Genomic DNA, 25,355 nt, shown 5'->3' on the forward strand with positions numbered 1-25,355 from the left:
CGGTGTTCCGCCGAGCTGGGGGACATGCCCGTTCCGGCGCTCTTTCCGGAGCATTCTCATGGTGATGAAGCACATCCTGTACCGTCCGTCGACCACGGCGGAACCGATGGCCCGTGACGCCGCCCTGCCCAGGTCGTCGGCGTCCGACTGGGGTCTCCTCCTCATCAGACTGACCTTCGGTCTGCTGATGGCCGCGCACGGCGCGCAGAAACTCTTCGGCCTCTTCGGAGGCCCCGGCCTGGCGGCGACCGGCAGGGGATTCGCCGCACTGGGGTACCGCCCGGGGAAGCTGTTCGCGTTGATCGGAGGGCTGTCGGAATGCCTCGGCGGCCTGGGGCTGGCCATCGGGTTCCTCACCCCGCTGGCCGCCGCCGCCCTGATCGGCGTGATGATCAACGCGATGGTGACCGTCACCGCGGCCCACGGCCTGTGGGACGTCGACGGTGGTGTGGAGTACAGCGTCTGCATCGCCGTGGTCGCGCTGGCGGTGGCCGCCATCGGCCCGGGCCGGCTCGCCGTCGACCGGTTCTTCCGCTGGGGGTCGGGTGGATGGAGCGAGGGGGCCGTGGCCGTCGGCCTCGGAGGCGTGGGCGCCGCCGTCACACTGAGTATCTGACGGCGGCCGGACGGCCACTGCGCCCCGGCGCCGACGTGCACCGCCGTCATACTCAGTCTCTGGCGGCGGCCGGGCGGCCACCGCGCCCCGGCGCCGATGCGCGTCGTCTCGCTGAGTCTCGGCGGCGGCCGCACGGTCGCCTTGCCCCGCCGACGACGACGCCTCGCGCACGAGGGCCGGGCGCACCGCCGCGGTCCCGTCAGCCGGGGTCCGGCCGGAAGCGGCGCCGGTAGTCCGTCGGTGTCGTGCCCAGTCGGCGGCGGAACGCCCGGACCAGGGTGTCCGTCGTCCCGAACCCACAGGCGGACGCTATGCGTTCGAGGGTGTCATCGGTGGACTCCAGCCGGTGGCGGGCCCGTTCCACGCGGGCGGACTCGATGTAGGCGCTCGGGGTCATGCCGAGTTCCGCCTTGAAGATCCGGGTCAGCTGGCGCTCGCCGACATGGGCGTGCTCGGTGAGCTCCGCCACGCCGATCCGCTCGCCGATGTGATGGGCGACGTAGTGGCGGAGGTCCTCGACGCGCCGGGTGGTGGAGACGGGGTCGAGGGGAACACTGAACTGGCTCTGACCGCCGGGCCGTTTCAGGTACATCACGAGCTGCCGGGCGACGCGCAGCGCGACGCCCTCGCCGAAGTCCTCGGCCACCAGCGCGAGGGCCAGGTCGAGGCAGGCGCTGATGCCCGCGCCGGTCCACACGTCTCCCTGACGGATGAAGATCGGGTCGGCGTCGACCTCGACCGCCGGGTGTTCGGCGGCCAGTTGCCGGGCGGTCGACCAGTGGGTGGTGGCGCGCTTGCCGTCGAGCAGTCCGGCGGCGGCGAGGATGTGCGCCCCCACGCAGACGGACGTGACCCTGCGGGCCCGCCCGGCGAGGGTCCTCACCCGGTCGACCACCGCCGGATCGGCCAGAGCGCGTACCCGGCGCCGGGCGTCGACCTCGACCGAGCCGGGCACCAGCAGGGTGTCGATGCCGCGCGCGGCCGCCTCGTGGAAGGTGGTGTCGGGCAGGACGCGTACCCCCGAGGCGGTGGTGACGGGGTCCGTCGTCTCGGCGGCGAGGACGACCTCGTAGCCCATCTCGCCGTCGGTCTCGCGGCGCAGGAGGGAGAACACCTCCGGCGGCCCGGTGACGTCGAGCAGGTCGACGCCGTCGAAAAGGACGATGACGACGCGTCGTTCGCCGGGGTTCATGTCGCTCCGTCGGTCGGCTGCGGTGATGTCCGGATCTGCATGTTAGACGTCATTGCCGACAGACCTCGGCCGCCCGTAGGTTTTCGGACGGGGCCCACCAGGCGTGGGCGACCGCATCCGACCCGCACACCCGAGGGGGCACACCCATGGCCACGACCACGCTGCGTGAACTCAACGGCTTCGACGAGACACCCGCCGCGCTCGCCGACGCGACCCTGGTCCTCGTCGACTACCAGAACACCTACGTCGCCGGCGTGATGGAGCTGGAGGGCTGGCGGGCCGCGCTCGACTCCGCCGCCGCGTTGCTGCGCAGGGCCCGGGAGGTCGGCGCGAAGGTCGTTCACGTCGTCAACGACGGTGGCCCGGGCACCCCGTACGACATCCGGGCCGAGATCGGGTCCATCCACCCCAGCGTCGCGCCGGCCGAGGGCGAGCCGGTCGTCGTCAAGAAGGTCCCGAACGCGTTCGTCGGCACCGACCTGGGGGAGCACCTCGACGCCGCCGGCAACAAGGACGTCGTCGTCGCCGGCTTCATGACGCACATGTGCGTGCTGTTCACCGTGGAGGGCGCCTTCCTGCGCGGCAACCGTCCCACGGTGGTCGCCGACGCCTGCGCGACGCGTCCGCTGCGGGCCGCGGGCACCGGCCTGAGCGCCTCTCAGATCCATCACGGCGCGCTCGCCACGATCGCGGACCTCTACGGTGTCGTCGTCGACTCGGAGAAGTCCCTGGGCTGACGGCCGGCCGCCGGCCGCCTCGCCGACCGCACCGCGGCCGGGGCGGAGCCGAGACCCGGGGGACGGGTGCGGGACGTGCAAGCGTACGGTCGTACATTCCAGAGTGTACGATCGTACGCATGCCGATCGACTACTTCGCCGACGATCCCCGGACCAACCTGGAACGCATGCTCGCCGGCGATCTGTACATCGCCGACGACCCCGAGATCGCCCGCCGGCAGCAGCGCGCGGTCCGGCTGGCCGCCCGCTACCAGGCCGCCTACGTCGAGGACGCCGACGGCGCCCGGCCGCTGCTGGTGGAACTGCTGGGCGCCCTGGGCGAAGAGGCGCACGTGCGACCGCCCCTCAACGTGGACTACGGAAGCAACATCACGATCGGCGCCCGCACCTTCGTCAACTACAACCTCACCGCGCTCGACGTCGCGGCGATCGTCATCGGCGAGGACTGCCAGATCGGCCCCAACGTGCAGTTGCTCACCCCCACCCACCCCCTGGAACCGCGGCCCCGCCGCGACAAGCTCGAAGCCGCCCGGCCCATCACCATCGGGAACAACGTGTGGCTCGGCGGCGGCGCCATCGTGCTGCCCGGTGTGACCATCGGCGACAACTCCGTCATCGGCGCCGGCGCGGTGGTCACCAAGGACGTCCCCGCCGACGTCGTCGCCGTGGGCAACCCCGCCCGGCCGGTGCGCGAACTCTGAGACCGCGGACGGCCCCCGCCATGGCAACCGGACACACCGATCCGCAGCGTCGCGAGCGCATCCTCGCCGCCACCCTCGACCTCATCGCCGAGGAGGGCCTCGCGGCCGTCTCCCACCGCAAGGTCGCCGGCCGCGCGGGCGTCCCGCTGGGCTCGATGACCTACCACTTCGACGGCATGGACCAACTGCTCCGCGAGGCGTTCGGCCGCTTCACCGACCACATCGTCGCGGTCTTCGACGCACACCTCGGCGCGGCCGCGGATCCCGACGGGGCCCGCGAGGCCGTGGCCGACCTCGTGCACGCCCTGTCCGAGGGAGCCCGGCGCGACCTCGTGCTCACCCAGGAGCTGTACACGCTCGCCGCGCGCCGGCCCGCCTACCGGGAACTCACCCGGGAGTGGATGCGGCGCAGCCGCATCCACCTGGAGCAGCACTTCGATCCGGACACGGCCCGCCAGCTGGACGCCCTCATCGAAGGTCTCACGCTGCACCGGGCCCTGACCAGCGAGCCCCACGACCGCGCCCTGACCCTCGAAGCCGTCACCCGCATCACCGCGGTCGGCCGGAGTGACACGGGCGGCGAAAGCGGCCGGGTCGGCGAGGGCGGCAGGGTCGGAGAAGGCGGCGCGGTCGGCGAGGGCGGCGCGGTCGGCGAGGGCGGCGGGAGCGGCCAGGTCGGCGCGGGCGGCTGAGCGGAACCGTCCGCGCGCCCCCGCCCCCGCCCTCCCCACGTCCCGTCACACGCACCGGAGCGCACCGCCACGCCGTCGTGCCCACCCCGCTGCCGGACGGCGGGGCGTGAGGGGTTACGGTCCCTACCGTCCCGCAGGGGACCTGTCCCGACTCGTCCCCCGATGGGCCGAAGGAGAACGATGCGCGTGATCGCCTTGGCGACGACCGGTCCGTCGGCCGGGAGCCCGGCGCAGCCGACCGTGGGCCGGCTGCTGTCCTCCTGGCAGCCGGACGTGCCGGCGCTGGTGCTCGTGGTCGCCCTGGGCGCGCTCTACGGCTGGGGCGTGCTGCGGGTGCGCCGCCGGGGCGGGGCCTGGCCGCCGGCCCGGCTCGCCGCCTTCACGGTGCTCGGTCTCGGCGCGCTGGTCGTGGCGACGATGTCGGCGCTGGCCGTCTACGACCACGTGCTGTTCTGGCCGGCCGCCGTGCAGAACGTCCTGCTCGACCTCGTCGCGCCGCTCGGCCTCGCCCTCGGCGACCCGCTGCGGCTCGCCGTCGAGGCGCTCCCCGCGGGCGGGTCGGCCCGCGTCCGGCGGGCGGTCTCCGGCAAGGTGGTGCGCGTGCTGACGTTTCCGCTGGTCAGTACGGCTCTGGTGCTCGCCACCGAGCTGGTGGTCTACTTCACGCCGTACTTCGCCACCGCGCTGCGCGTCGGATGGCTGCACGAGTTGATGTACCTGCACCTGCTGGCGGCCGGCTGCCTGTTCGTCGTACCGGTGCTCACGCACGAGCAGGCGCTGCCTTCCTGGTGCACGCACCCGGTGCGGGCCGCCCTGGTGTTCCTGGACGGCATCGTCGACGCGGTGCCCGGGGTCGTCGTGATGACGCACGGCACACTGATCGCGGGCGCCTGGTACCTGCACCACGCCCCCGCCTGGTCGCCGGACGTCCGCCACGACCAGCAGATCGGCGGCGGCGCGATGCTCAGCATCGCCGAACTGGTCGCGCTGCCCTTCCTGCTGGCCATCCTGGTGCAGTGGGCCCGCGCCGAGCGCGTCCAGAACGCGGCCCTGGACCGCCGTCTGGACGCGGAACTCGTCCGCGCCGCCCCGTCGGCCGACGAGCACCCCGAGCAGGCCCGGCCGGCCCGGACCGCCGACCGCGTACGCCCCTGGTGGGAGACCGAGCAGAACGACGTGGCCGCCCGCATCCGCCGCCACCACGACAACCCCTGACCGGGTAGGGGCCGACGGCCCCTGACCGGACGCGGGTCGGCAAACCCCTGACCGGGCGCGGGCCGACGACCCCGGACCCGGCGGGAGCCGCCCCGACCCGGCGGGGGCGGGGGCGCTCCCGTCCGTAGGTGCCGGACGCCCCGTCGCTCAGGACGTGCCCGGCGGCGGCGGCTGGGCGAGGGCGGAGACCGCCGCCGTGGTCAGGCGGACCGCCCGCTCGGTCACCGCCGTGAAGTCGTCGCCCGACTCGACGGCCGTCGTCGCCGCGTTGACGAAGCCCTGCAGCAGCTGCGCCGTGCGCCGCGGGGCGTCGTCGCCCAGCTCGGCCAGCGCGGTGACCAGGGGTTCGAGGATCTCCGCGTGCGCCTGGGCCGCGCCCTCGCGCAGCACCGCCGCGTCCCGGTCCCCGGCCAGCGCCTGGGCGATCCGGTGCTCGCCGTCGCGCACCAGGACCAGCTGCGCCCGCACATAGGCCGCCACCCGGTCCTCGGGCGTGTCCGCCGAGGCCATCTCGGCCCGGATCCGGGCCGTCCAGCGGGGCGTGGCCGCGCGCACCACCTCCGCCAGCAGCTCCCGGCGGTCGGCGAAGTACTTGTAGACGCTGTTGCGCGCCAGCCCCGTGCGCGCGGCCACCGCCGCGAAGGTGACGGCCGAGGCGTCGCCCTCCCGCAGCAGCTCGCCCGCCGCGGCGACCAGTGCCGCGCGCTGCTGGGCCCGGTGGTCGGCGACGGAGGCGGCACGGATCTTGGGCACGCACGCCAGTGTAGGAGCCCGGCCGGCGGCGGGGCACGGCGCACCCCCACTTGGGGACGCGGCGTCGCCATCTTCTATCTTGGCGACGCACTGTCCCCAACATTTCCGGCTGAAAGGCACCCCGTGTACTTGGCCCTGCTCGAACTGAAGGCGGCCCGCGGCCGTTTCCTCCTCATGGGCGGCGTCGTGGTCCTCGTCGCCGCCCTCGTCGGCATCGTCAGCGGTTTCACCACCGGACTCGGCGACGACACGATCTCCGCGCTGCGCCGGCTCCCCGCCACCCACCTCGCCTTCGCCCGCGGCGCCGACTCCGACCAGTTCGCCCGCAGCCTGGTCGACGGCGGCGAACTCGACGGCTGGCGCGCCCGGGAGGGCGTGGAGGCCACCCCCCTGGGCGTCTCCATCGCCCGGGGCACCACCGGCCGCGAGGTGGAGGTGGACTTCGCCGCGTTCGGCATCGAGCCCCGCTCCTTCCTCGACCCCGGCAGCACCTCCGGCCGGTCCCTGTCGGCCGCCGAGCCGAACGGCATCGTCATCTCCCAGCAGCTCGTCAAGGACGGCGTACGGGTGGGGGACACCCTCGCCGTCGACCGCCTGGGCATCACCCTCACGGTCCGGGGCACCACCGGCCGCTCCTCCTACGGCCACGTGGCCGTCGCCTACCTGCCCGTGACGACCTGGCAGCGGATCCGCTTCGCCACGCCCGGGGGCCACGTCACCGCCGGGAAACCGCCCCGGCAGTACAGCGCCGTCGCCCTGAGGGCCGGGGCGGGGGCCGACCTCACCGCCGCCGACCGGGCGCTGGGCACCCGCACCCGCACCGTCGAGGAGGCCTACGCCGCCGCGCCCGGCTACACCGGCGAACGCGTGACCATGACCTCCATCCAGGCGTTCCTGTACGCCATCGCACCCCTCGTCGTCGGCGCGTTCTTCGCGGTGTGGACCGTGCAGCGGCAGCCCGAACTGGCGTTGCTGCGGGCCATGGGCGCCTCCCGGCTCCGCCTGCTGGGCCACACCCTCGCCCAGGCCGCCGTGGTCGTCGCCGGCGGCGCGGCCCTCGGCGCGGCCCTCGCCGCCGGGCTGGGCCTGCTGGTGGGCTCCGAGGTCCCCTTCAGCCTGCCCGGCACCGCGCTCGCCGCCACCATGGCGACCGTCGTGCTCGTGGGACTGGCCGGCACCGCCGTCACCCTCCGCAAAGTGACCACCGTAGACCCGATGACCATGCTGGGAGCCGGCCGATGAGCCTCGAACTGCGCGACGTGACCGTGACCCTGGGCCGCGGCGAGTCCCGTACCACCGCCCTGCGCGGGCTGGACGCCGACTTCGCGCCCCGTGCCCTGACCGCCCTGGTCGGCCCCTCCGGATCCGGCAAGTCCACCCTCCTCGCCGTCGCCGGCGCCCTGCTGCGGCCCGACTCGGGACGGGTGCTGCTCAGCGGCCGCGACATCGCCCGGCTGACCGCCGCGGAGCAGGCACGGCTGCGCCGCGAGCGCGTCGGCTACGTCTTCCAGAGCGGCAACCTGCTCAGCGGACTCACCGCGTGCGAACAGCTCCTCGCCGCCGCGTCCGTCACCGGCCGCTCACCCCGGGCGGTGCGCTCCCGCGCCGAGGAACTGCTGACCGAGGTGGGCCTCGGGCACCGGCTGCGACACCGCGCCGACCAGCTCTCCGGCGGCGAGCGGCAGCGCATCGCCATCGCCCGGGCCCTGCTGCTCGAACCGGAGCTGCTGCTCGTCGACGAACCCACCGCGGCCGTCGACCGGGACCGCGCGGCCGGCATCGTCGACCTGCTCGCCGCGACGACGCGGCGGCACGGCTGCGTCACGGTGGTCGCCACGCACGATCCCGTCGTGGTGGAGGCCGCCGACCACGTCGTCGACATGGCCCGGACACAGCCCGCCGCGCACCCCCGGGACTGATCCGCCGCGCACCCCCGGGACGGAGCCGCCGTCCGCCCCCCGGGACTGAGCGGCCGTACGGCCGCGACCGGACCCCGCCGTCACCCGGCCGGGTCAACCCGACCGATACGAGTGGCGGCCGGGACGGGCCGTCCGCACCTGGGGGCCGGCGGGGACGACCGCCCGATGCGGCCGGACCTCCGGGGAGGCCCGGCGCCCTGGCTCCGCTCCGGGGCGCCCGGGCCCCCGCTGCCCGCGGGCGCCGCCGGCGGCGGGGGCGGCACACGTTCGCGGCGGACCGCGGCGGCCCCCGCGCACCCGCGGCGGCCGCCCCGCCGGACGGATCCGCGGGGCTCGTACGACGCGCGCGGCAAAAGGCACCCTTGCACACTGCAAGGGCGGGTACCCGGGCTGACGGCGGCGGCCGGGCCCGCCCCCTCCGTACGGTCCGCACGATCCGTACGGCCGACGCCCGGAACGGTCCTGGAAGGCGGTCGCCCCTGATGAGTCGCACCCATTCCGTCGACGCCCCCGCGGTGGACGTGACCGCCCTGGAGGCGGAGCTGCGCGAGAGCGTGGACGCCGAGGTCCGCTTCGACGCCGGGAGCAAGGGCGCGTACGTCACGGACGGCTCCAACTACCGGCAGGTGCCTCTCGGCGTGGTCGTCCCGCGCAGCGTGGAGGCGGGCGCGCAGGCGGTCCAGGTGTGCGCCCGGTTCGGTGCGCCGGTCCTCTCCCGGGGCGGCGGCACCAGCCTCGCCGGCCAGTCGACCAACGCCGCCGTGGTGATCGACTGGACCAAGTACTGCGACGCCCTGGTCGCCGTGGACCCCGACGCCCGCACCTGTGTGGTCGAGCCCGGCATCGTCCTGGACCAGCTCAACAAGCGACTGTCGGGCCACCGGCTCCAGTTCGGGCCCAAGCCCTCCACCCACAGCCACTGCGCGCTCGGCGGCATGATCGGCAACAACTCCTGCGGCGCCTCCGCGCAGGCCTACGGCAAGACCGTCGACAACGTACGCCGGCTGGAGATCCTCACCTACGACGGACTGCGCATGTGGGTGGGTCCCGCGTCCGAGGCCGAACGGGCCCGGATCGCCGCCGAGGGCGGCCGCAAGGCCGAGATCTACGCCGGCCTCGACCGCATCGCCACCGAGTACCTCGCCGACATCCGGCGCGGCTACCCCAAGATCCCGCGCCGCGTCTCCGGCTACAACCTCGACTCGCTGCTCCCCGAGAACGGCTTCGACGTCGCCCGCGCCCTGGTCGGCAGCGAAGGCACGCTGGTGACCGTGCTGCGCGCCGAACTGGACCTGGTGCCGGTGCCGGCGTACCAGTCGATCCTGGTGCTCGGCTATCCCGACATCTGCGCCGCCGGCGATGATGTGTCCCGGCTGCTGGAGCACTGCAACCCCAGCCAGCTGGAGGCGCTGGACGGGCGGATGGCGCAGCTGATGCGCGAGGAGGGCGCCTACCTCGACTCGCTCGACGTGCTGCCGGAGGGCGACAGCTGGCTGCTCGTGCAGTACAGCGGCGACAGCCAGGAGGACGTCGACGCGCAGGCGCACGCCCTGCTGCGCGCCATCGGCCGCGGCGAGAAGGACGCGAACGTGGCGTTCTCCGACAACCCCGAGCGCGAGCAGAAGATGCTCAAGGCCCGCGAGGCCGGACTCGGCGTCACCGCGCGCCCGCCGGACGACCGGGAGACCTGGGAGGGCTGGGAGGACTCCGCCGTCCCGCCCGAACACCTCGGCGACTACCTGCGCGACCTGAAGAAGCTCTTCGAGGAGTTCGACTACGACCACCCCTCGCTGTACGGGCACTTCGGGCAGGGTTGTGTCCACACTCGCATCCCGTTCGAGCTGAAGACCGCCGAGGGCGTGGCCCATTTCCGCCGCTTCCTCGAACGCGCCGCCGACCTCGTCGCCTCCTACGGCGGCTCCCTGTCCGGCGAGCACGGCGACGGCCAGTCCCGGGGCGAACTGCTGGTGCGCATGTTCGGGCCGCGGCTGGTGACCGCGTTCGGGGAACTGAAGACGCTGTTCGACCCGGACAACCGGATGAACCCCGGCAAGATCGTCGACCCCAACCCGGTCGACGGACAGCTCCGCCTGGGCGCCGACTGGCGCCCGACGCCGCTGGACACCCGATTCGGGTATCCGGAGGACGGCCATTCCTTCACCCGCGCGGTGATGCGCTGCGTGGGCATCGGCAACTGCCGCAGCCACGAGGGCGGGGTGATGTGCCCCTCCTACCGGGCCACCAAGGAGGAGGAGCACTCCACCCGCGGCCGGGCCCGGCTGCTGTTCGAGATGCTCGACGGGCACGCCGACTCCACCATCACCGACGGCTGGCGCTCCACCGAGGTCAAGGACGCCCTCGACCTCTGCCTGGCCTGCAAGGGCTGCAAGTCCGACTGCCCGGTCAACGTCGACATGGCCACCTACAAGGCGGAGTTCCTCTCCCACCACTACGAGGGACGGCTGCGCCCGGTCGCCCACTACTCGCTGGGCTGGCTGCCCCTGTGGGCCCGGCTGTCCCGCCTCGCCCCCGCGCTGGTCAACACCCTGCTGCGGGCGCCCGTGCTCGGCCGCGCCGGGAAGGTGCTCGCGGGCGTGGCCGGCGAGCGGCAGGCGCCGGTCTTCGCCGAGCAGTCCTTCCTCCAGTGGTGGCGCGCGCGGGACGCCGGGGAGCCGGGGCCGCCCGACCCGGCCGACCCGCGGACCGTGCTGCTGTGGCCCGACACCTTCAGCACCTACTTCCACCCCTCGATCGCCAAGTCCGCCGTACGGGTCCTGGAGGACGCCGGCTTCAGGGTCGCCGTACCCGACGAACCCGTCTGCTGCGGCCTGACCTGGATCTCCACCGGGCAGCTCGACACCGCGAAGAAGGTGCTGGCGCGCACCCTCGGCGTTTTGCGGCCCTACCTGGAGGCGGGCACCCCCGTGATCGGCCTGGAGCCCTCCTGCACCGCCGTGTTCCGGTCCGACGCGACCGAGCTGATGCCCGCCGACCAGGACGTGAAGCGGCTGGCGGGGCAGGTGCGCACCTTCGCCGAACAGCTGGTGCACCACGCGCCCGACGGCTGGCGGCCGCCGAAGGTCACCCGGCAGGCGACCGTGCAGACGCACTGCCACCAGCACGCGATCATGAAGTTCGACGCCGACCGCGAGCTCATGCGCCGCGCGCACCTCGACGCCGAGGTGCTGGACGAGGGCTGCTGCGGCCTGGCCGGCAACTTCGGCTTCGAACGCGGCCACCACGAGGTCTCCATGGCCGTCGGGGAACAGGGCGTCCTGCCCGCCGTCCGCGGGGCGGCACCCGACGCCCTCGTCCTCGCCGACGGCTTCAGCTGCCGCACCCAGATCGAACAGGGCGACACCGGCCGCCGGGCCCTGCACCTGGCCGAGGTGCTTGCTCTCGGCCTCGACGGGAACCTGCCCAGTGAGCAGCCCGAACGCCTGGCCGAGCGGCCCGCCCACCCCTCCCGCGCGGCACGGTGGACGGCCACCGCGACCGCCGCGGCCCTCGCCGCGACGGCCACGACCGCCGCCGGCCGCGCAGCCCTGAGGCGTCTGCGCCGCCCCTGAACGCGCCCGACGAGAAGCAACCTCCCGAAAGGTCGTCGAACATGTCGATGAAGGTCTCCGACCACGTCCTCGAGCGCCTGCGCGACTGGGAGGTGGAGTACGTCTTCGCCTACCCCGGCGACGGCATCAACGGGCTGCTCGCCGCCTGGGGCCGCGCCGACGACAACCCCCGGTTCATCCAGGCCCGGCACGAGGAGATGGCCGCCTTCGAGGCCGTCGGCTACGCCAAGTTCTCCGGCAAGGTCGGCGTGTGCGCCGCCACCTCCGGACCCGGCGCCGTCCACCTCCTCAACGGCCTGTACGACGCCAAGCTCGACCACGTCCCCGTCGTCGCGATCGTCGGACAGACCAACCGCAGCGCCATGGGCGGCTCCTACCAGCAGGAGATCGACCTGCTGAGCCTCTACAAGGACGTCGCCTCCGACTTCTGCGAGATGGTCACCGTCCCCGAGCAGCTGCCCAACGTGCTCGACCGGGCGATGCGCACCGCCATGGCCCGCCGCTCGGTGTGCGCCGTGATCATCCCCGCCGACGTGCAGGAACTGGACTACTCGCCGCCCGAGCACGCCTTCAAGATGGTCCCCTCCAGCCTGGGCATGCCGCACTACGCGCCCGTCCCGAGCGACGACGACCTCGCCCGCGCCGCCGAGGTCCTCAACGCGGGCGAGAAGGTCGCCATCCTCGTCGGGCAGGGCGCGCGCTCGGCCCGCACCGAGGTCATGAGCGTCGCCGACCGGCTCAACGCCGGCGTCGCCAAGGCACTGCTCGGCAAGGACGCCCTCGACGACGACCTGCCCTACGTCACCGGCTCCATCGGCCTGCTCGGCACCCGGCCGTCGTACGAGCTGATGATGGAGTGCGACACCCTGCTGGTCATCGGATCGTCCTTCCCCTACACACAGTTCCTGCCCGAGTTCGGGCAGGCGCGAGCCGTGCAGATCGACATCGATCCGCACATGGTCGGCCTGCGCTACCCCTTCGAGGTGAATCTCGTCGGCGACGCCCGCGAGACCCTGACCCGGCTGCTGCCCCTGCTCAAGGCGCACAAGAACAAGAGCTGGCGCAAGAAGGTGGAGAAGGACGTCTCCCGCTGGTGGGAGGTGATGCAGCGGCGCGCCGCCGTCGACGCCGAACCCATCAACCCCGAGTACGTCGCCCACGCCCTGAACGACCTGCTGCCCGAGAACGTCATCCTCGCCTCCGACTCCGGCTCCGCCGCGAACTGGTACGCCCGCCACCTCAAGCTGCGCGGCGCCATGCGGGGATCGCTCTCCGGCACCCTGGCCACCATGGGACCCGGCGTGCCGTACGTGATCGGCGCCAAGTTCGCGCACGGCGACCGTCCGGCGATCGCGCTGGTCGGCGACGGCGCCATGCAGATGAACGGCATGGCCGAGCTGATCACCATCCACAAGTACTGGCAGGAGTGGCAGGACCCGCGCCTGATCGTGGCCGTCCTCAACAACCAGGACCTCAACCAGGTCACCTGGGAGATGCGCGCCATGTCCGGCGCCCCCCAGTTCCTGCCCTCCCAGTCCATCCCCGACGTCGCCTACGCCGACTTCGCCCGGTCCCTGGGCCTCAACGGCATCCGCGTCGAGAAGCCGGACGAGGTGCAGAGCGCCTGGAAGGCCGCGCTCGACAGCGACCGGCCCTGCGTGCTCGACTTCGTCACCGACCCCGCCGTACCGCCGATCCCGCCGCACGCCACCCTCGACCAGATCGAGGCCGCCGCGACCTCGATCTTCAAGGGCGACAGCGACCGCACCGGCATGGTGCGCCAGGGCTTCAAGGCCAAGGTGCAGGAGTTCCTGCCCGGCGGGCGGCACCGCGAGGACCGGCCGGGCGCGGAGGACGGCAAGTGACCGACGGTCCGGCCGCGGCGGGGGCGGACACCGAGGCGCCCGCCCCCGCCGCCGGCGACCCCGAGAGGAACGGCAGGAACACACCGACATGAGCACCGCGTCCTTCCCGCCGCACGCGCTGCACGACTACGCGCTGCTGGCCGACGGGGAGCGCGGCGCCCTGATCGGGCCGGACGGCACCGTGGCCTGGCTGTGCGCGCCCACCTGGCACGACGACGCCGTCTTCGCCTCCCTCGTCGGCGGCCGGGGCGGCTACGCCGTCACCCCGCGCGGCCGGTACGTCCCCGGCGGCTACTACGAGGAGGGCACCCTGATCTGGCGCAGCCGCTGGATCACCACCGACGGCGTCGTCGAGTGCCGCGAGGCGCTCGCCTTCCCCGGCGAGCCCGGCCGCCTCGTCCTGCTCCGGCAGCTCACCGCCGTCGACGGCACCGCCCACGTGCGGGCCGTGCTCGACCCGTACGCCGACTACGGCCGCACCGCCCCGGCCGCCCCGCACCGCGACGACGACGGCCTGTGGCACATCAACGCCGGCCACCACCGTCTGCGCTGGCAGGGCGCGCCCTCGGCGACCGTGGGCGCGGAGGGCCTGACCGCCGACCTGGTGCTGCGGCCCGGCGAACGCCACGACCTGGTCCTGGAGTGCTCCCAGGCGCCGCTGCCGCACGCCCCGCCCCGCCCCGAACAGGCCTGGGCGGCCACCGAGCGGGCCTGGCGCGAGGGCGTTCCCTCACTGGAGGGGACCGTCGCCCCGGGCGACGCCCGGCGCGCCTACGCCCTGCTGCGCGGCCTGACCACCCACGGCGGCGGCATGGTCGCCGCGGCCACCACCAGCCTGCCCGAACGCGCCGAGGCCGGCCGCAACTACGACTACCGCTATGTGTGGATCCGCGACCAGAGCTACGCGGGACAGGCCGCCGCCGCCGCCGGCGCCCCCGAACTCCTGGACGCGGCCGTCCGGTTCGTCGGTGAACGGCTCCTGTCCGACGGCCCCCGCCTCGCCCCCGCCTACACCGTGCACGGCAGGCCCGTCCCCGAGCAGCGCGAGCTCGGCCTGCCCGGCTATCCCGGCGGCTCCAGCAGGATCGGCAACCACGTGGGCGAGCAGTTCCAACTGGACGCCTTCGGTGAGGCGTTGCTCCTGTTCGCCGCCGCCGAACGCGCCGGCCGGCTCGACGCCGAGAGCTGGAAGGCCGCCGGCCTCGCGGTACGGGCCGTCGCCGAACGGTGGCGTGAACCCGACGCCGGGATCTGGGAGCTGGAACCCAGGCAGTGGACGCACAGCCGGCTCATCTGCGTCGCCGGACTGCGCGCCCTGGCCGAGGCCGCGCCGCGCCACCCGCTCGCCGACACGTGTGAGCGCCTGGCCCACACCCTCTTCGCCGAGGCCTGCGCCACCGGCCTGCACCCCGACGGCCGCTGGCAGCGCGCCACCGACGACCCCGGCGTGGACGCCGCCCTGCTGATGCCGGCCATGCGCGGCGCGCTGCCCGCCCACGACCCGCGCTCCAGGGCCACCCTCGCCGCCTGCCGGGCACAGCTGACCCAGGACCACTTCGTCTACCGCTTCCGCCACGACGATCGGCCCCTCGAGGACGCCGAGGGCGCCTTCCTGCTGTGCGGGTTCGTCATGGCGCTGGCCGAGCACCAGCAGGGCGACCAGGTCGAGGCGTACCGCTGGTTCGAACGCAACCGCGGCGCCTGCGGCGCGTCGGGACTGTACGCGGAGGAGTTCGACATCGCCCAGCGCCAGTTGCGCGGCAACCTGCCCCAGGCGTTCGTCCACGCCCTGCTGCTGGAGAGCGCCGCCCGCCTGGCCCGGCCGTCCGCGCCCACCGCCGAGTAAGGAGCCCACCATGCCCCAGACCGTCGTCATCACCGGCGCCAGCGCCGGCATCGGCCGCGCCACCGCCCGCCTGTACGGCAGGCGCGGCGCCAACGTCGTCCTCGTCGCCCGCGGCCGGACCGGCCTCGACAACGCCGCCAAGGAGGTCGAGTCGCTCGGCGGCCGGCCCCTCGTCCAGGTGGCCGACGTCGCCGACCCGGATCAGGTGGAGGCCGCCGCCGAGGCCGCCGAGCGGGAGTTCGGGCCCGTCGACGTATGGATCAACTGCGCCTTCAGCACGGTCTTCGCGCCGTTCGAGGAGGTGACCCCCGAGGAGTACCGGCGGGCCACCGAGGTGACCTACCTCGGCTTCGTCAACGGCACCCGGGCCGCGCTGAAGCGGATGGTGCCGCGCGACCGCGGCACCGTCGTGCAGGTGGGCTCGGCACTCGGCGAGCGGTCGGTGCCCCTGCAGTCCGTTTACTGCGGCGCCAAGCACGCCATCAACGGCTTCACCTCCTCCCTGCGCACCGAACTGCTCCACCGCGGCAGCAACGTGCACGTCACCGTCGCCCAGATGCCCGCCGTCAACACCCCGCAGTTCTCCTGGGTCACCACCCGGCTGCCGAAACACCCGCAGCCCGTCCCGCCGATCTACCAGCCCGAGGTCGCCGCCCGGGGCGTCGTGCACGCCGCCGACCATCCGCGTCGCAAGCAGTACTACATCGGCGCCACCACCGTGGCGACGATCTGGGCCAACCGGCTCGCCCCGGCCCTGCTCGACCGCTACCTGGCCCGCACCGGCTTCGACTCCCAGCAGACCGACCGGCGGCCCCCGACCGGCGAGAGCAACCTGTTCGAACCCGTGGACGACGGGCCGCAGGGCGGCGACCACGGCGCGCACGGCATCTTCGACGACGCCTCGCACAGCCGCTCCCTCCAGGCGGCACTCGCCCGCCACCCCGCCGCCGTCGCCTCCGCGCTCGCCCTCGGCGGCGTCGCCGCCACCGCCGCGGCGCTCGGCAGGCGCGCCCGCGCGAGCGCCGCCTGACGCCGCCGGCCCGGCGCGGCGGTCGGCGGGCCACGCCGCCCCGACGGCCGCCGGGCCCGTCCGTGCGGCGGCCGTCGGCGACCCGCCGCGACGGTGGCCGGGCCGCCCGGCGGGGTGCGGGGGCGGCAGGCGCCGGACGTGCTTCCGGTTCCGCTCCCGACGCCGCCGTCCTCTGCGATGATTCTGCGCGCATGATCGCCACCGCCCCTCGGCGGAGAGGCGGAAGGGGGTCACCATGGCACAGCACCAGAGCGACCGGGGCGACGACGCCCGCACCGGCGCCCGGTCCCCGCAGCACGCCCTCGACCACGAGGCCGAGGAGCTGAGCATCGCCGTGATGACCGCCTCCCGGCTGTTCGTGGCGATCTCCGCCCGCGCGCTGGCCCGCACCGACGATTCGCTCACCCTGCCCCAACTGCGGGCCCTGGTGGTCCTCAACACCTGCGGACCGGTCAAGCTCGTCGTCCTGGCCGGCACCCTCGGCGTCAACCCGTCCACCGCGCTGCGGATGGTGAGCCGGCTCGAAGCGCTCGACCTGGTCGACCGCAGGACCAACCCCGCCAACCGGCGCGAGGTCGTCCTCAGTCTGACCCCCGCGGGCCACGAACTGGTCGGCCGGGTGCTGACGCACCGCCGCGCCGAGATCCGCACCCTGGTGCAGCGGCTGCCCGCCGAGGAACGCGCGGTGCTCGTCCCCGCCCTGCACGCCCTGACGGCCGCGGCGGGCGAGATGGCGGTGGACGCCCACGACAACGTCCGGGCGGACCGCGGCGTCGTCGACGACCCGCTCGACCCGGCCGCGCCTCCCGAGGCGTAGCGGCGGCCCCGAACGGGCCACCACAACGCGCCGGCCCGGCGGGAGCGCGGTGGAATGGGACCGTGACCGGGCCCCCGGACGACTGCCTCGCACGCAACGAGTGGATCTGCGGCGCGTACCTGAGCACACGCCGCCACATCCTCCTGGACGCGGTGCTCCAGCACCTCAGGCTGACCGGCCTGTCCGTCCTGATCGGCCTCCTGGTCGCCGTCCCGCTCGCCGTGCTCGCCCGCCGGTGGAAGGGGGCCGCCGGGCCCGTCCTCGCCGTCACGACCGTCCTCTACACGATCCCGTCCCTGGCGATGTTCTCCCTGCTCCTGCCCCTGTACGGGCTCTCGGCGACCCTTGTCGTCGCCGGGCTCGTGCTGTACTCGCTGACCCTGCTGGTGCGCAACATCCTCGCCGGGCTGCGCGCCGTCCCCGAGGAGACCCGGCAGGCGGCCCTCGGCATGGGCTACGGCCCCGCCCGGCTGCTCCTCACCGTCGAACTGCCGCTCGCCCTGCCCGCCGCGATGGCCGGGCTGCGCATCGCCACCGTCTCGGCGGTCTCCCTGGTGACGGTCGGCGCGATCGTCGGCTTCGGCGGCCTGGGAAACCTCATCTACTCGGGCATGAACACCTACTTCAAGGCACAGGTGCTCACCGCCTCGGTGCTGTGCGTGGTGATCGCCGTCGCCGCCGACCTCCTCCTGCTGGGCGTACAGCGCCTGCTCACACCCTGGACCCGGGCGGACCGCACATGACCACCCCCACGGACGCCGCAGGCACGGACACCCGCACGGACGTCGCACGCCCGAAGACGCACGGACGCCCCGTCATGACGCCCGCGCGGCCCGGCACGACGACCCGCGCGCACGGCCCGACGTGACGCCCCGCACGGACGGCCGCGCATGACGACCCTCGCCGACGCCTGGACCTGGCTCACCGACCCCGCGCACTGGGCCGGCGACGACGGCATCGCCCACCGGCTGCGCCAGCACCTCGTCCTGACCGTCGTCTGCCTCGCCGTCAGCTGTCTGATCGCCCTGCCGGTCGCCCTCCTGCTCGGCCACCTGGGCAAGGGCGGCGCCCTGGCCGTCAACATCTCCAACATCGGCCGGGCCGTGCCCACCTTCGCCGTCCTCGTCCTGCTGCTCCTCACCCCGGTCGGCCGGTGGGGCGAGGGACCCACGGTCGTGGCCCTGGTGCTGTTCGCCGTGCCGCCACTGCTCACCAACGCCTACGTCGGCATGCGCGAGGTCGACCGGGACGTCGTACGGGCGGCGCGCGGCATGGGCATGACCGGCGGCCAGCTGCTGTTCCGCGTGGAACTGCCCCTCGCCCTGCCGATGGTGCTCACCGGGGTGCGGATCGCCGCCGTCCAGCTGGTCGCCACGGCCACCATCGCCGCGCTGGCCGGCGGGGGAGGCCTCGGCCGGATCATCACGGCGGGGTTCAACCTGGCGAGCACGCCGCAGGTGGTGGCCGGCGCCGTCCTCGTCGCCGCCTTGGCCCTGGCCGTGGAGGCGGTCTTCGAGGCCGTCGAACGGCTGGCCCCGGCCCGGACGAAGGGCGGCGGCCGGCGAGGACCCGGCCGGACGGCACACCGCGGGCGCGGGCGGGACCGGCGAGAGAGCGTCCGGTGAAACCGCCTCGGGGCAGGGCGTGCCCGGCGGGGAGAGGACGGGCGAGGGGGGCCGCACTCCTGCTGCTGCCCCTGCTCGCCGCCTGCGCCAGCGGCCCGTCCCTGGAGCACCGCGACCAGGTCACCGCGCCGCCCGGAGACAGCCGGCACCTGACCGTCGGATCGGCCGGCTTCACCGAGAGCGACCTGCTCGCCCAGATGTACGCCCTCCTGCTGGACCGGGCCGGATACGAGACCGAGCTGATCACCGTCGCCAACCGCGAACTGTACGAACCCGCCCTGGAGTCCGGCCGCATCGACGTCGTCCCGGAGTACGCGGCCACCCTCGCCGACTGGCTGAACGCCAAGGCCCACGGCGCCGACGCACCTCCGGCGGGATCTCCCGACCTCGCCACCACCATGAGCGCCCTGCGCCGCCTCGCCGCGCCCCGCGGCCTCACCGTCCTCGACCCCGGCCGGGCCGTCGACCAGAACGCCTTCGCGGTCAGCGCCGCCTACGCCCGCCGGCACCGTCTGAAGACGCTCAGCGACCTCGGCGCCGCCGGGCTGGAGGTACGGCTCGCCGCCGGGGACGAGTGCGTGCGCCGGCCGTACTGCGAGCCCGGACTGAGGAAGACGTACGGCATCCGCATCACCGGCATCGATCCCAAGGGCGTCGGCACCACCCAGGCGAAACAGGCCGTGCGCGGCGGCCGTGACCAGATGGTGCTGACCACCACCACGGACGCCACCCTCGACGCCTTCGGGCTGGTCGTCCTCGCCGACGACAAGCACCTCCAGAACGCCGATCACGTCGTCCCCGTCGTCAACCGCGCCCGCGCCGGCGGGCCGGGGGTGACCCGCGTCCTCGACCGTCTCAACCAGGTCCTGACGACGGCGGACCTCGCGTCGATGAACCGACAGGTCGACAGCTGGCGGCGCCTTCCCGCCGACGTGGCCCGCGCCTACCTCGAGGACAAGGGCCTGCTGAAGTGACCCCGCCGGCCGCGGCCGCCCCCGCTCACGCGTCGGCCACCGAGTCGAAGCCGACCTCCCCGCGCGGCACCCCGAGCGCGTCCGCGTCCACCGAGCGGCGCAGCGCCTCGTGCAGCTTCGCCGGGGTCAGCACACCGCAGAACCGGGCGCCGTCCAGCACCGCCACCCAGCCCGCGTCGTGCTGGAGCATCACCCCGAACGCCTGCTTGAGCGGCGCCCCCACCGGCACCCAGGCGTTCATCCGGTGGGCCAGGTCACCGACCGCGCCGCCCGCGGCCAGCGCCTCCAGCCCCACCCAGCCGTGCAGATCGCCGGCCGCGTCCAGGACCACCGCCCAGCGGGCCCCCTCGGCGCGCAGCCGCCCGGCGGCCCGCTCGGCCGGCTCGTCCAGGCGGGCGACCGGCGGCTGCTCCAGGTCCCCCTGCTCGATCGCGGTCACCGACAGCCGCTTCAGCCCCCGGTCGGCGCCCACGAAGCCGGCGACATAGGGCGTCGCCGGGGCGCCCAGCACCGCCCCCGGCGTGTCCAGCTGCTCGATCCGCCCCTGCCCGTACACGGCGATCCGGTCACCGAGCCGCACCGCCTCCTCGATGTCGTGCGTGACCAGCAGCACCGTGCTGCGCACCGCGGCGCGCATGCGCAGGAACTCGTCCTGCAACTGCTCTCGCACCACCGGGTCCACCGCCCCGAACGGCTCGTCCATCAGCAGCACCTCCGGATCGGCGGCCAGCGCCCGCGCCACCCCGACCCGCTGCCGCTGCCCGCCCGACAACTGCCGCGGATAGCGCGCCCCGTACGTCCTGGGGTCCAGCCCCACCAGGTCCAGCAGCTCGGCGGCGCGCTCCCGCGCCTTCGCCTTCTTCCAGCCGAGCAGCGCCGGCACGGTCGCCGTGTTGTCGAGGACCGTGCGGTGCGGGAAGAGGCCGACCTGCTGGATGACGTACCCGATGCGGCGGCGCAGCCGTACCGGGTCGAGGGCCGCGACGTCCTCGCCGCCCACCAGGATCCGGCCCGAGGTCGGCTCGACCAGGCGGTTGACCATCATCATCGTGGTCGTCTTGCCGCAGCCGGACGGCCCCACGAGGGTGACGAGTTCGCCCTCGGCGACCTCGAAGCTGAGGCCGTCCACGGCCGTGGTCCCGTCCGGGTACCGCTTGGTGACCTGCTCGAACCGGATCATCCCCTCACGCTAGCGGCGCCGGTCCCACCCCGCTCACCAGCACCGCCTCCAGGGTGCGCGGCCCGTGCACCCCCTCCACCCGGTCCAGTTCGATGTCGCTGGTCGCGGAGGGTCCGGAGATCCAGGTCAGCGGGCGCGCCGGGTCGAGGCGTTCCAGCGCCTCGGGCACGGAGGACACCACCTGTTCCGGTACGCGGACGACGCAGATGTGGTGGTCGGGGATCAGGGTGACGCGCCGGCGGCCCTGGTCGGGGGAGCCGTCGAGGACGATGGTGCCGGTCTCGGCGATCGCGACGGCGCAGCCGGTGACCACGCTGTCGACGCGGTCCAGCTCGTGCGGGGTGCTCGCGGCGTCGTCCCGGACCCGGACGGGACCCGCGGCCGGCATCCACGCGGGCGGCAGCCCCGGCGGCACCAGCACCTGGGCGGAGCCGCGGGCGGCGAGCAGCCGTGCGATCAGGTCCGGCAGGTCCGCCGGGTCCGTCCGGTGCACGACGGCCCGGTAGTCCGCGAGGTTCTCGGCCAGCAGCTCCACCGTCCGTGCCGCGCTCCGCTCACCGTGCCGGCGCAGATAGTCGCGGACGACCGCCCGCTCGTACGGCGCCTCGTCGGCCGGCACGTCGGCCAGCGCGCGCCGCACCCGGCCCAGGATCCGGTCCCTGCTGCTCATGTGCTCTCCTCCTCGCCGCCGCGCGTGCGCTGCCACCAGTCACGGAACGGTTCCGCGGGCACCGCGGGCAGGTCCCGCGTCCCGGTCCACGCCCGGCCCGGTCCGGGCAGGGTGCGCGGGTGGAGCCGGCGGGTGCGCGAGGCCAGGCGCTGGCCGCCGCGCAGCGCCCGCGGGTGGCCGAACGCCCAGCGGGCCGCGCGCATCGCCGCCCGCTCGGCGCCGTGCCCCTTCGCCGGCCGGAGCACCACCTTGTCGCCCCCGCGTGTCGCCTCGCCGCCCTGTACGACGCGTTCGCGCAGGTGCACCAGGACCTCGGGGATGTCGATGGCGACCGGGCACACCTCGTAGCAGGCGCCGCACAGCGAGGACGCGTACGGCAAAGAGGCGTCGATGTCGCTCTGGACGCCGCGGAGCTGGGGGCTGAGGATGGCGCCGATCGGGCCGGGGTAGACGGAGCCGTAGGCGTGTCCGCCGGCCCGCTCGTAGACCGGGCAGACGTTCAGGCAGGCCGAGCAGCGGATGCAGCGCAGCGCCTGGCGGCCGACCTCGTCGGCGAGGGTGTCGGTGCGGCCGTTGTCGAGGAGCACGAGGTGGAACTCCCGGGGCCCGTCGCCGTCCGTGGTGCCGGTCCACATGGACGTGTAGGGGTTCATGCGTTCGGCGGTGGAGGAGCGGGGGAGGGTCTGGAGGAACACCTCCAGGTCCCGCCAGGTGGGCACGATCTTCTCGATGCCGACGACCGAGATCAGCGTCTCGGGCAGCGTCAGGCACATCCGTCCGTTGCCCTCGGACTCCACGACCACCAGGGTGCCGGTCTCGGCCACGAGGAAGTTGGCGCCACTGACGGCGACCTTGGCGCGCAGGAACTTCTCCCGCAGGTGCAGACGGGCCGCCTCGGCGAGGTCGGCGGGGGAGTCGCTCAGCCCGGCGGGGGCGGGGCGGCCCCATGCGCCCATCTCGGAGCGGAAGATGTCGCGGATCTCGCCGCGGTTGCGGTGGATGGCGGGAACCAGGATGTGGGACGGCCGGTCCTTGCCCAACTGAACGATCAGCTCGGCCAGATCGGTCTCGTAGGCGCGGATGCCCTCCGCCTCCAGCGCCTCGTTGAGGCCGATCTCCTGCGTGGCCATCGACTTGACCTTGACGACCTCGCTCTCCCCGGTGGCCTTCACCAGGCCGGCCACGATCCGGTTGGCCTCCTCGGCGTCGGCGGCCCAGTGCACGGTGCCGCCGGCCGCCGTCACCGCCTCCTCCGCCCGCACCAGGTAGTGGTCCAGGTGCCTGAGGGTGTGGTCCTTGATCCGCCGGCCCGCCTCGCGCAGCCGCTGCCAGTCGGCCAGTTCGGAGACCGCCCGGGCGCGCTTGGCGCGGATGGTGTGCGTGGCGTGGCGCAGGTTGCCGCGCAGCCGGGTGTCGCGCACGGCGTCGTGCGCCGCTTCGGGGAAGGCCGGGAACGCCGCACCGCCGGGCGGGGGAAGGCCGGGCATCCCCAGATAGGTCGTGCTCATGCCGCCGGGTCCTCCTCGGTGCTCGCCAGGATCTCCGCGATGTGGACCGGCCGCGTCCGCGTGCGCAGCCGGGTCATGGTGCCGCCGATGTGCATCAGACAGGAGTTGTCGGCCGCGCACAGCACCTCGGCACCGGTCGACTCGGCGGCGCGCACCTTGTCGGCGCCCATCACCGCCGAGACGTCCGGGTTCTTCACCGCGAAGGTGCCGCCGAAGCCGCAGCACTCCTCGGCGCCGGGCAGTTCGACCAGCTCCAGTCCCCGCACCGCCCGCAGCAGCCGCAGGGGCCGGTCCCCGAGACCGAGGACGCGCAGCCCGTGACAGGTCGGGTGGTACGTCACCGTGTGCGGGTAGTACGCCCCCACGTCCGTCACCCCGAGCACGTCGACCAGGAACTCCGTCAGCTCGTACGTCTTCGGGACCACCGGCGCCAGCAGCCGCGCGAGCGTGTCGCCGCGGCCCTCGGCCCGCGCCCGTTCGCCCAGGCGGGGATACAGCTCCCGCACCATCGCCCCGCACGACCCGGACGGCGTCACGATCGCCTCGTACTCCCCGAAGACCTCGCCGAAGCGGCGGGCCAGCGGCTCGGCCTCGTGCCGGTAGCCGGTGTTGTAGTGGGCCTGCCCGCAGCACGTCTGGGCCATCGGGAAGTCCACCTCGACGCCCAGCCGGGTCAGCAGTCGCACCACGGCGCGCCCGGTGTCCGGATAGAGCGTGTCGTTGACGCAGGTCAGGAACAGTGCGACACGCATCGCGGCTCCTCGTCGTCGATCATCGGACGAGTGCAGCGTAATCAGGCCGGACCGGCACCGGCAGACCCCGGGCCACGGCGCGGCGGGCGGACCCCTGACCCGGGCGCGGCGGACCTGGGCGCGGCGGACCCGGGCGAGCGGCGGGGCGCCCGGCCCGCGCCGGACGTGCGACCGCGCCGGACGTGCGACCGCGCCCTTTCCGGCGCCGTCCGCGGGCCGGCGGGAGCGGCGGCGGACCCGGGCTCGGACGGTGCCCGCACATGTGCTGGACTGGGACGCGGCCGTCCACCCTCCGTTCGGGAGATCCGTTGTCCGTCAGCTACCGCCAGCCCGGTGTCGTCCTCACCGACCGCGCCTTCACCGTGCCGCTCGACCACGACGACCCGGCCGGGGAGACGATCGAGCTGTACGCCCGTGAGGTCGTCGCGAGCGACAAGGCGGACCGGGACCTGCCGTGGCTGCTCTACCTCCAGGGCGGCCCCGGCTTCGGGGCCGACCGCTTCGTCGGCAAGCAGGCCTGGCTCGGCCGGGCCCTCGACGGGTACCGGGTGCTCCTCCTCGACCAGCGCGGCACCGGCCGCTCCACGCCCGCCACCCGCCAGACGCTCCCGCTGCGCGGCGGCCCGGCCGAACAGGCCGACTACCTCACCCGCTTCCGCGCGGACTCGATCGTCCGCGACTGCGAGGCGATCCGCCCCCGGGTCACCGGCGGCGCCCCCTGGACCGTCCTCGGGCAGAGCTTCGGCGGGTTCTGCACGGTCGCCTACCTCTCCACCCGTCCCGAAGGCCTGGCCACCGCACTGATCACCGGCGGCCTGCCCGCCCTGGACGCCCACGCCGACGACGTCTACCGGGCCGCCTACCCGCGCATCGAACGCAAGGTCACCGCCCACTACGCCCGCTACCCCGAGGACGTCGAGCGCGCCCGCCGCATCGCCGAGCACCTCCTCGCCCACGAGGTCACCCTGCCGAACGGCTACCGGCTGACCGTGGAGGCCTTCCAGTCCCTCGGGATCATGCTCGGCGCCGGCGACGGCAGCCACCGGCTCCACTACCTCCTGGAGGGAGCCTTCGTCCGCACCCCGGCGGGGCGGGAGCTGTCCGACGCCTTCCAGGAACAGGTCCAGGGCCTGCTGTCGTACGCCGGGCACCCCCTGTACGCCCTGGTCCACGAGGCGATCTACGGCCAGGACCGGCGTCCCACCGCCTGGTCGGCCGAGCGGGTGCGCGCCGGGTTCGAGCGGTTCGACGCGGCCGAGGCCCTCGCGGGCGACGCTCCGCTGCTGTTCACCGGGGAGTCCGTGCACCCCTGGATGTTCGAGTGCGACCCCGCGCTGCGCCCGCTGCGCGAGACCGCGGAGCTCCTCGCCGCCCGCACCGACTGGCGGCCTCTCTACGACCGGGCCCGGCTCGCCGCCAACGACGTCCCGGCCGCCGCGGCCGTGTACCACGACGACATGTACGTCGACACCGCCCACGCCCTCGACACCGCCCGCGCGATCCGCGGTCTGCGCACCTGGGTCACCGACGAGTTCGAGCACGACGGCGTCCGCGCCGGCGGCCCCCGCGTCCTGGACCGCCTCCTCGCCCTCGCCCGCGACGAGGTCTGAGGACCGCGGACCCGGCCCGCGCGGCCCCGATGCCCGCGTCCGCCCGCACGGCCCCGATGCCCGCGCTCGGCTGTCCGTCCGTCC

Annotated in this window: 21 protein-coding genes and 1 pseudogene; 16 read left to right on the plus strand and 6 right to left on the minus strand. The window is 74.3% G+C overall.

Annotation, left to right across the window (positions count from 1 at the left end):
* Positions 1-106 precede the first annotated feature (106 nt).
* Complete coding sequence (locus tag ACH5A8_RS23720) at positions 107-616, plus strand: DoxX family protein (RefSeq protein ID WP_399005315.1); 510 nt, start codon at positions 107-109, stop codon at positions 614-616.
* Positions 617-815: 199 nt separating this feature from the next.
* Here the strand turns inward: ACH5A8_RS23720 and ACH5A8_RS23725 are convergent, their stop codons facing one another.
* On the minus strand, positions 816-1,808 hold the full coding sequence (locus tag ACH5A8_RS23725; RefSeq protein ID WP_399005016.1) for a GlxA family transcriptional regulator: 993 nt from the start codon (positions 1,806-1,808) through the stop codon (positions 816-818).
* A 146-nt stretch (positions 1,809-1,954) separates the two neighbouring features.
* Here ACH5A8_RS23725 and ACH5A8_RS23730 point away from each other — a divergent pair, with 146 nt between their 5' ends.
* The 4 genes and pseudogenes from ACH5A8_RS23730 to ACH5A8_RS23745 all read left to right on the plus strand — a co-directional run bounded on the left by ACH5A8_RS23730 (position 1,955) and on the right by ACH5A8_RS23745 (position 5,153).
* Complete coding sequence (locus ACH5A8_RS23730; RefSeq protein ID WP_399005018.1) at positions 1,955-2,545, plus strand: cysteine hydrolase family protein; 591 nt, start codon at positions 1,955-1,957, stop codon at positions 2,543-2,545.
* A 119-nt stretch (positions 2,546-2,664) separates the two neighbouring features.
* Complete coding sequence (locus tag ACH5A8_RS23735; RefSeq protein WP_399005020.1) at positions 2,665-3,246, plus strand: sugar O-acetyltransferase; 582 nt, start codon at positions 2,665-2,667, stop codon at positions 3,244-3,246.
* A 20-nt stretch (positions 3,247-3,266) separates the two neighbouring features.
* A pseudogene (locus tag ACH5A8_RS23740) lies at positions 3,267-3,812 on the plus strand (TetR/AcrR family transcriptional regulator); the annotation flags it as partial.
* A gap of 306 nt (positions 3,813-4,118) precedes the next feature.
* Positions 4,119-5,153 (plus strand): cytochrome c oxidase assembly protein, encoded by a 1,035-nt coding sequence (locus ACH5A8_RS23745; protein WP_399005022.1) that lies wholly within the window; start codon positions 4,119-4,121, stop codon positions 5,151-5,153.
* Positions 5,154-5,300: 147 nt separating this feature from the next.
* Here the strand turns inward: ACH5A8_RS23745 and ACH5A8_RS23750 are convergent, their stop codons facing one another.
* Positions 5,301-5,906, minus strand: a complete 606-nt coding sequence (locus ACH5A8_RS23750; protein WP_399005024.1) for a TetR/AcrR family transcriptional regulator — start codon at positions 5,904-5,906, stop codon at positions 5,301-5,303.
* A 123-nt stretch (positions 5,907-6,029) separates the two neighbouring features.
* Between ACH5A8_RS23750 and ACH5A8_RS23755 the strand changes: the two genes are divergently transcribed.
* From ACH5A8_RS23755 to ACH5A8_RS23800, 10 genes are all read left to right on the plus strand, one after another.
* Positions 6,030-7,148, plus strand: coding sequence for an FtsX-like permease family protein (locus tag ACH5A8_RS23755; RefSeq protein ID WP_399005026.1), 1,119 nt, complete (start codon positions 6,030-6,032; stop codon positions 7,146-7,148).
* The gene (locus tag ACH5A8_RS23760) at positions 7,145-7,825 is read left to right on the plus strand and encodes an ABC transporter ATP-binding protein (protein WP_399005028.1); all 681 of its coding nucleotides are present in this window, start codon (positions 7,145-7,147) and stop codon (positions 7,823-7,825) included. The genes ACH5A8_RS23755 and ACH5A8_RS23760 overlap by 4 nt, the downstream gene beginning before the upstream one ends.
* Positions 7,826-8,307: 482 nt before the next feature.
* Positions 8,308-11,394, plus strand: a complete 3,087-nt coding sequence (locus tag ACH5A8_RS23765; RefSeq protein ID WP_399005030.1) for an FAD-binding and (Fe-S)-binding domain-containing protein — start codon at positions 8,308-8,310, stop codon at positions 11,392-11,394.
* A 41-nt stretch (positions 11,395-11,435) separates the two neighbouring features.
* Entirely contained in the window at positions 11,436-13,259 is a 1,824-nt protein-coding gene (locus ACH5A8_RS23770; RefSeq protein WP_399005031.1) for a thiamine pyrophosphate-requiring protein, read from the plus strand.
* Positions 13,260-13,347: 88 nt separating this feature from the next.
* On the plus strand, positions 13,348-15,105 hold the full coding sequence (locus ACH5A8_RS23775) for a glycoside hydrolase family 15 protein (RefSeq protein WP_399005033.1): 1,758 nt from the start codon (positions 13,348-13,350) through the stop codon (positions 15,103-15,105).
* A gap of 10 nt (positions 15,106-15,115) precedes the next feature.
* Positions 15,116-16,135: an SDR family oxidoreductase gene (locus ACH5A8_RS23780; protein WP_399005035.1), complete on the plus strand. Its 1,020-nt coding sequence runs from the start codon at positions 15,116-15,118 to the stop codon at positions 16,133-16,135.
* Between the two features lie 235 nt (positions 16,136-16,370).
* Positions 16,371-16,952 (plus strand): MarR family winged helix-turn-helix transcriptional regulator, encoded by a 582-nt coding sequence (locus ACH5A8_RS23785; RefSeq protein WP_399005037.1) that lies wholly within the window; start codon positions 16,371-16,373, stop codon positions 16,950-16,952.
* 62 nt (positions 16,953-17,014) lie between these two features.
* The gene (locus tag ACH5A8_RS23790) at positions 17,015-17,695 is read left to right on the plus strand and encodes an ABC transporter permease (protein ID WP_399005039.1); all 681 of its coding nucleotides are present in this window, start codon (positions 17,015-17,017) and stop codon (positions 17,693-17,695) included.
* A 147-nt stretch (positions 17,696-17,842) separates the two neighbouring features.
* On the plus strand, positions 17,843-18,577 hold the full coding sequence (locus tag ACH5A8_RS23795; RefSeq protein ID WP_399005041.1) for an ABC transporter permease: 735 nt from the start codon (positions 17,843-17,845) through the stop codon (positions 18,575-18,577).
* A gap of 59 nt (positions 18,578-18,636) precedes the next feature.
* Positions 18,637-19,551, plus strand: coding sequence for an ABC transporter substrate-binding protein (locus ACH5A8_RS23800; RefSeq protein ID WP_399005317.1), 915 nt, complete (start codon positions 18,637-18,639; stop codon positions 19,549-19,551).
* 25 nt (positions 19,552-19,576) lie between these two features.
* On the opposite strand, the gene ACH5A8_RS23805 is transcribed toward ACH5A8_RS23800, so the two are convergent.
* The 4 genes from ACH5A8_RS23805 to ACH5A8_RS23820 are packed head-to-tail and all read right to left on the minus strand — an operon-like array spanning position 19,577 to position 23,661.
* Positions 19,577-20,731: an ATP-binding cassette domain-containing protein gene (locus ACH5A8_RS23805; protein WP_399005043.1), complete on the minus strand. Its 1,155-nt coding sequence runs from the start codon at positions 20,729-20,731 to the stop codon at positions 19,577-19,579.
* A 4-nt stretch (positions 20,732-20,735) separates the two neighbouring features.
* Entirely contained in the window at positions 20,736-21,401 is a 666-nt protein-coding gene (locus tag ACH5A8_RS23810; RefSeq protein WP_399005045.1) for a lactate utilization protein C, read from the minus strand.
* Positions 21,398-22,909 carry a lactate utilization protein B gene (locus tag ACH5A8_RS23815; RefSeq protein WP_399005047.1) on the minus strand — a complete coding sequence of 504 codons (1,512 nt, stop codon included), beginning with the start codon at positions 22,907-22,909 and terminating at the stop codon, positions 21,398-21,400. Before ACH5A8_RS23815 ends, ACH5A8_RS23810 begins: the two co-directional genes overlap by 4 nt.
* Positions 22,906-23,661: a (Fe-S)-binding protein gene (locus tag ACH5A8_RS23820; RefSeq protein ID WP_399005049.1), complete on the minus strand. Its 756-nt coding sequence runs from the start codon at positions 23,659-23,661 to the stop codon at positions 22,906-22,908. Before ACH5A8_RS23820 ends, ACH5A8_RS23815 begins: the two co-directional genes overlap by 4 nt.
* Positions 23,662-23,969: 308 nt before the next feature.
* Between ACH5A8_RS23820 and ACH5A8_RS23825 the strand changes: the two genes are divergently transcribed.
* Positions 23,970-25,271: an alpha/beta fold hydrolase gene (locus ACH5A8_RS23825; protein WP_399005051.1), complete on the plus strand. Its 1,302-nt coding sequence runs from the start codon at positions 23,970-23,972 to the stop codon at positions 25,269-25,271.
* Positions 25,272-25,355 lie beyond the last annotated feature (84 nt).

Source organism: Streptomyces sp. NPDC018610 (assembly GCF_044391765.1).
Lineage (GTDB): Bacteria > Actinomycetota > Actinomycetes > Streptomycetales > Streptomycetaceae > Streptomyces.

Bases quoted from the DNA above. Each gene is read 5' to 3' on its own strand.
- ACH5A8_RS23720 (WP_399005315.1), top strand. From the start codon at position 107: ATGGCCCGTGACGCCGCCCTGCCCAGGTCGTCGGCGTCCGACTGGGGT.
- ACH5A8_RS23725 (WP_399005016.1), bottom strand. From the start codon at position 1,808: ATGAACCCCGGCGAACGACGCGTCGTCATCGTCCTTTTCGACGGCGTC.
- ACH5A8_RS23730 (WP_399005018.1), top strand. From the start codon at position 1,955: ATGGCCACGACCACGCTGCGTGAACTCAACGGCTTCGACGAGACACCC.
- ACH5A8_RS23735 (WP_399005020.1), top strand. From the start codon at position 2,665: ATGCCGATCGACTACTTCGCCGACGATCCCCGGACCAACCTGGAACGC.
- ACH5A8_RS23745 (WP_399005022.1), top strand. From the start codon at position 4,119: ATGCGCGTGATCGCCTTGGCGACGACCGGTCCGTCGGCCGGGAGCCCG.
- ACH5A8_RS23760 (WP_399005028.1), top strand. From the start codon at position 7,145: ATGAGCCTCGAACTGCGCGACGTGACCGTGACCCTGGGCCGCGGCGAG.
- ACH5A8_RS23765 (WP_399005030.1), top strand. From the start codon at position 8,308: ATGAGTCGCACCCATTCCGTCGACGCCCCCGCGGTGGACGTGACCGCC.
- ACH5A8_RS23770 (WP_399005031.1), top strand. From the start codon at position 11,436: ATGTCGATGAAGGTCTCCGACCACGTCCTCGAGCGCCTGCGCGACTGG.
- ACH5A8_RS23775 (WP_399005033.1), top strand. From the start codon at position 13,348: ATGAGCACCGCGTCCTTCCCGCCGCACGCGCTGCACGACTACGCGCTG.
- ACH5A8_RS23780 (WP_399005035.1), top strand. From the start codon at position 15,116: ATGCCCCAGACCGTCGTCATCACCGGCGCCAGCGCCGGCATCGGCCGC.
- ACH5A8_RS23785 (WP_399005037.1), top strand. From the start codon at position 16,371: ATGGCACAGCACCAGAGCGACCGGGGCGACGACGCCCGCACCGGCGCC.
- ACH5A8_RS23795 (WP_399005041.1), top strand. From the start codon at position 17,843: ATGACGACCCTCGCCGACGCCTGGACCTGGCTCACCGACCCCGCGCAC.
- ACH5A8_RS23805 (WP_399005043.1), bottom strand. From the start codon at position 20,731: ATGATCCGGTTCGAGCAGGTCACCAAGCGGTACCCGGACGGGACCACG.
- ACH5A8_RS23810 (WP_399005045.1), bottom strand. From the start codon at position 21,401: ATGAGCAGCAGGGACCGGATCCTGGGCCGGGTGCGGCGCGCGCTGGCC.
- ACH5A8_RS23815 (WP_399005047.1), bottom strand. From the start codon at position 22,909: ATGAGCACGACCTATCTGGGGATGCCCGGCCTTCCCCCGCCCGGCGGT.
- ACH5A8_RS23820 (WP_399005049.1), bottom strand. From the start codon at position 23,661: ATGCGTGTCGCACTGTTCCTGACCTGCGTCAACGACACGCTCTATCCG.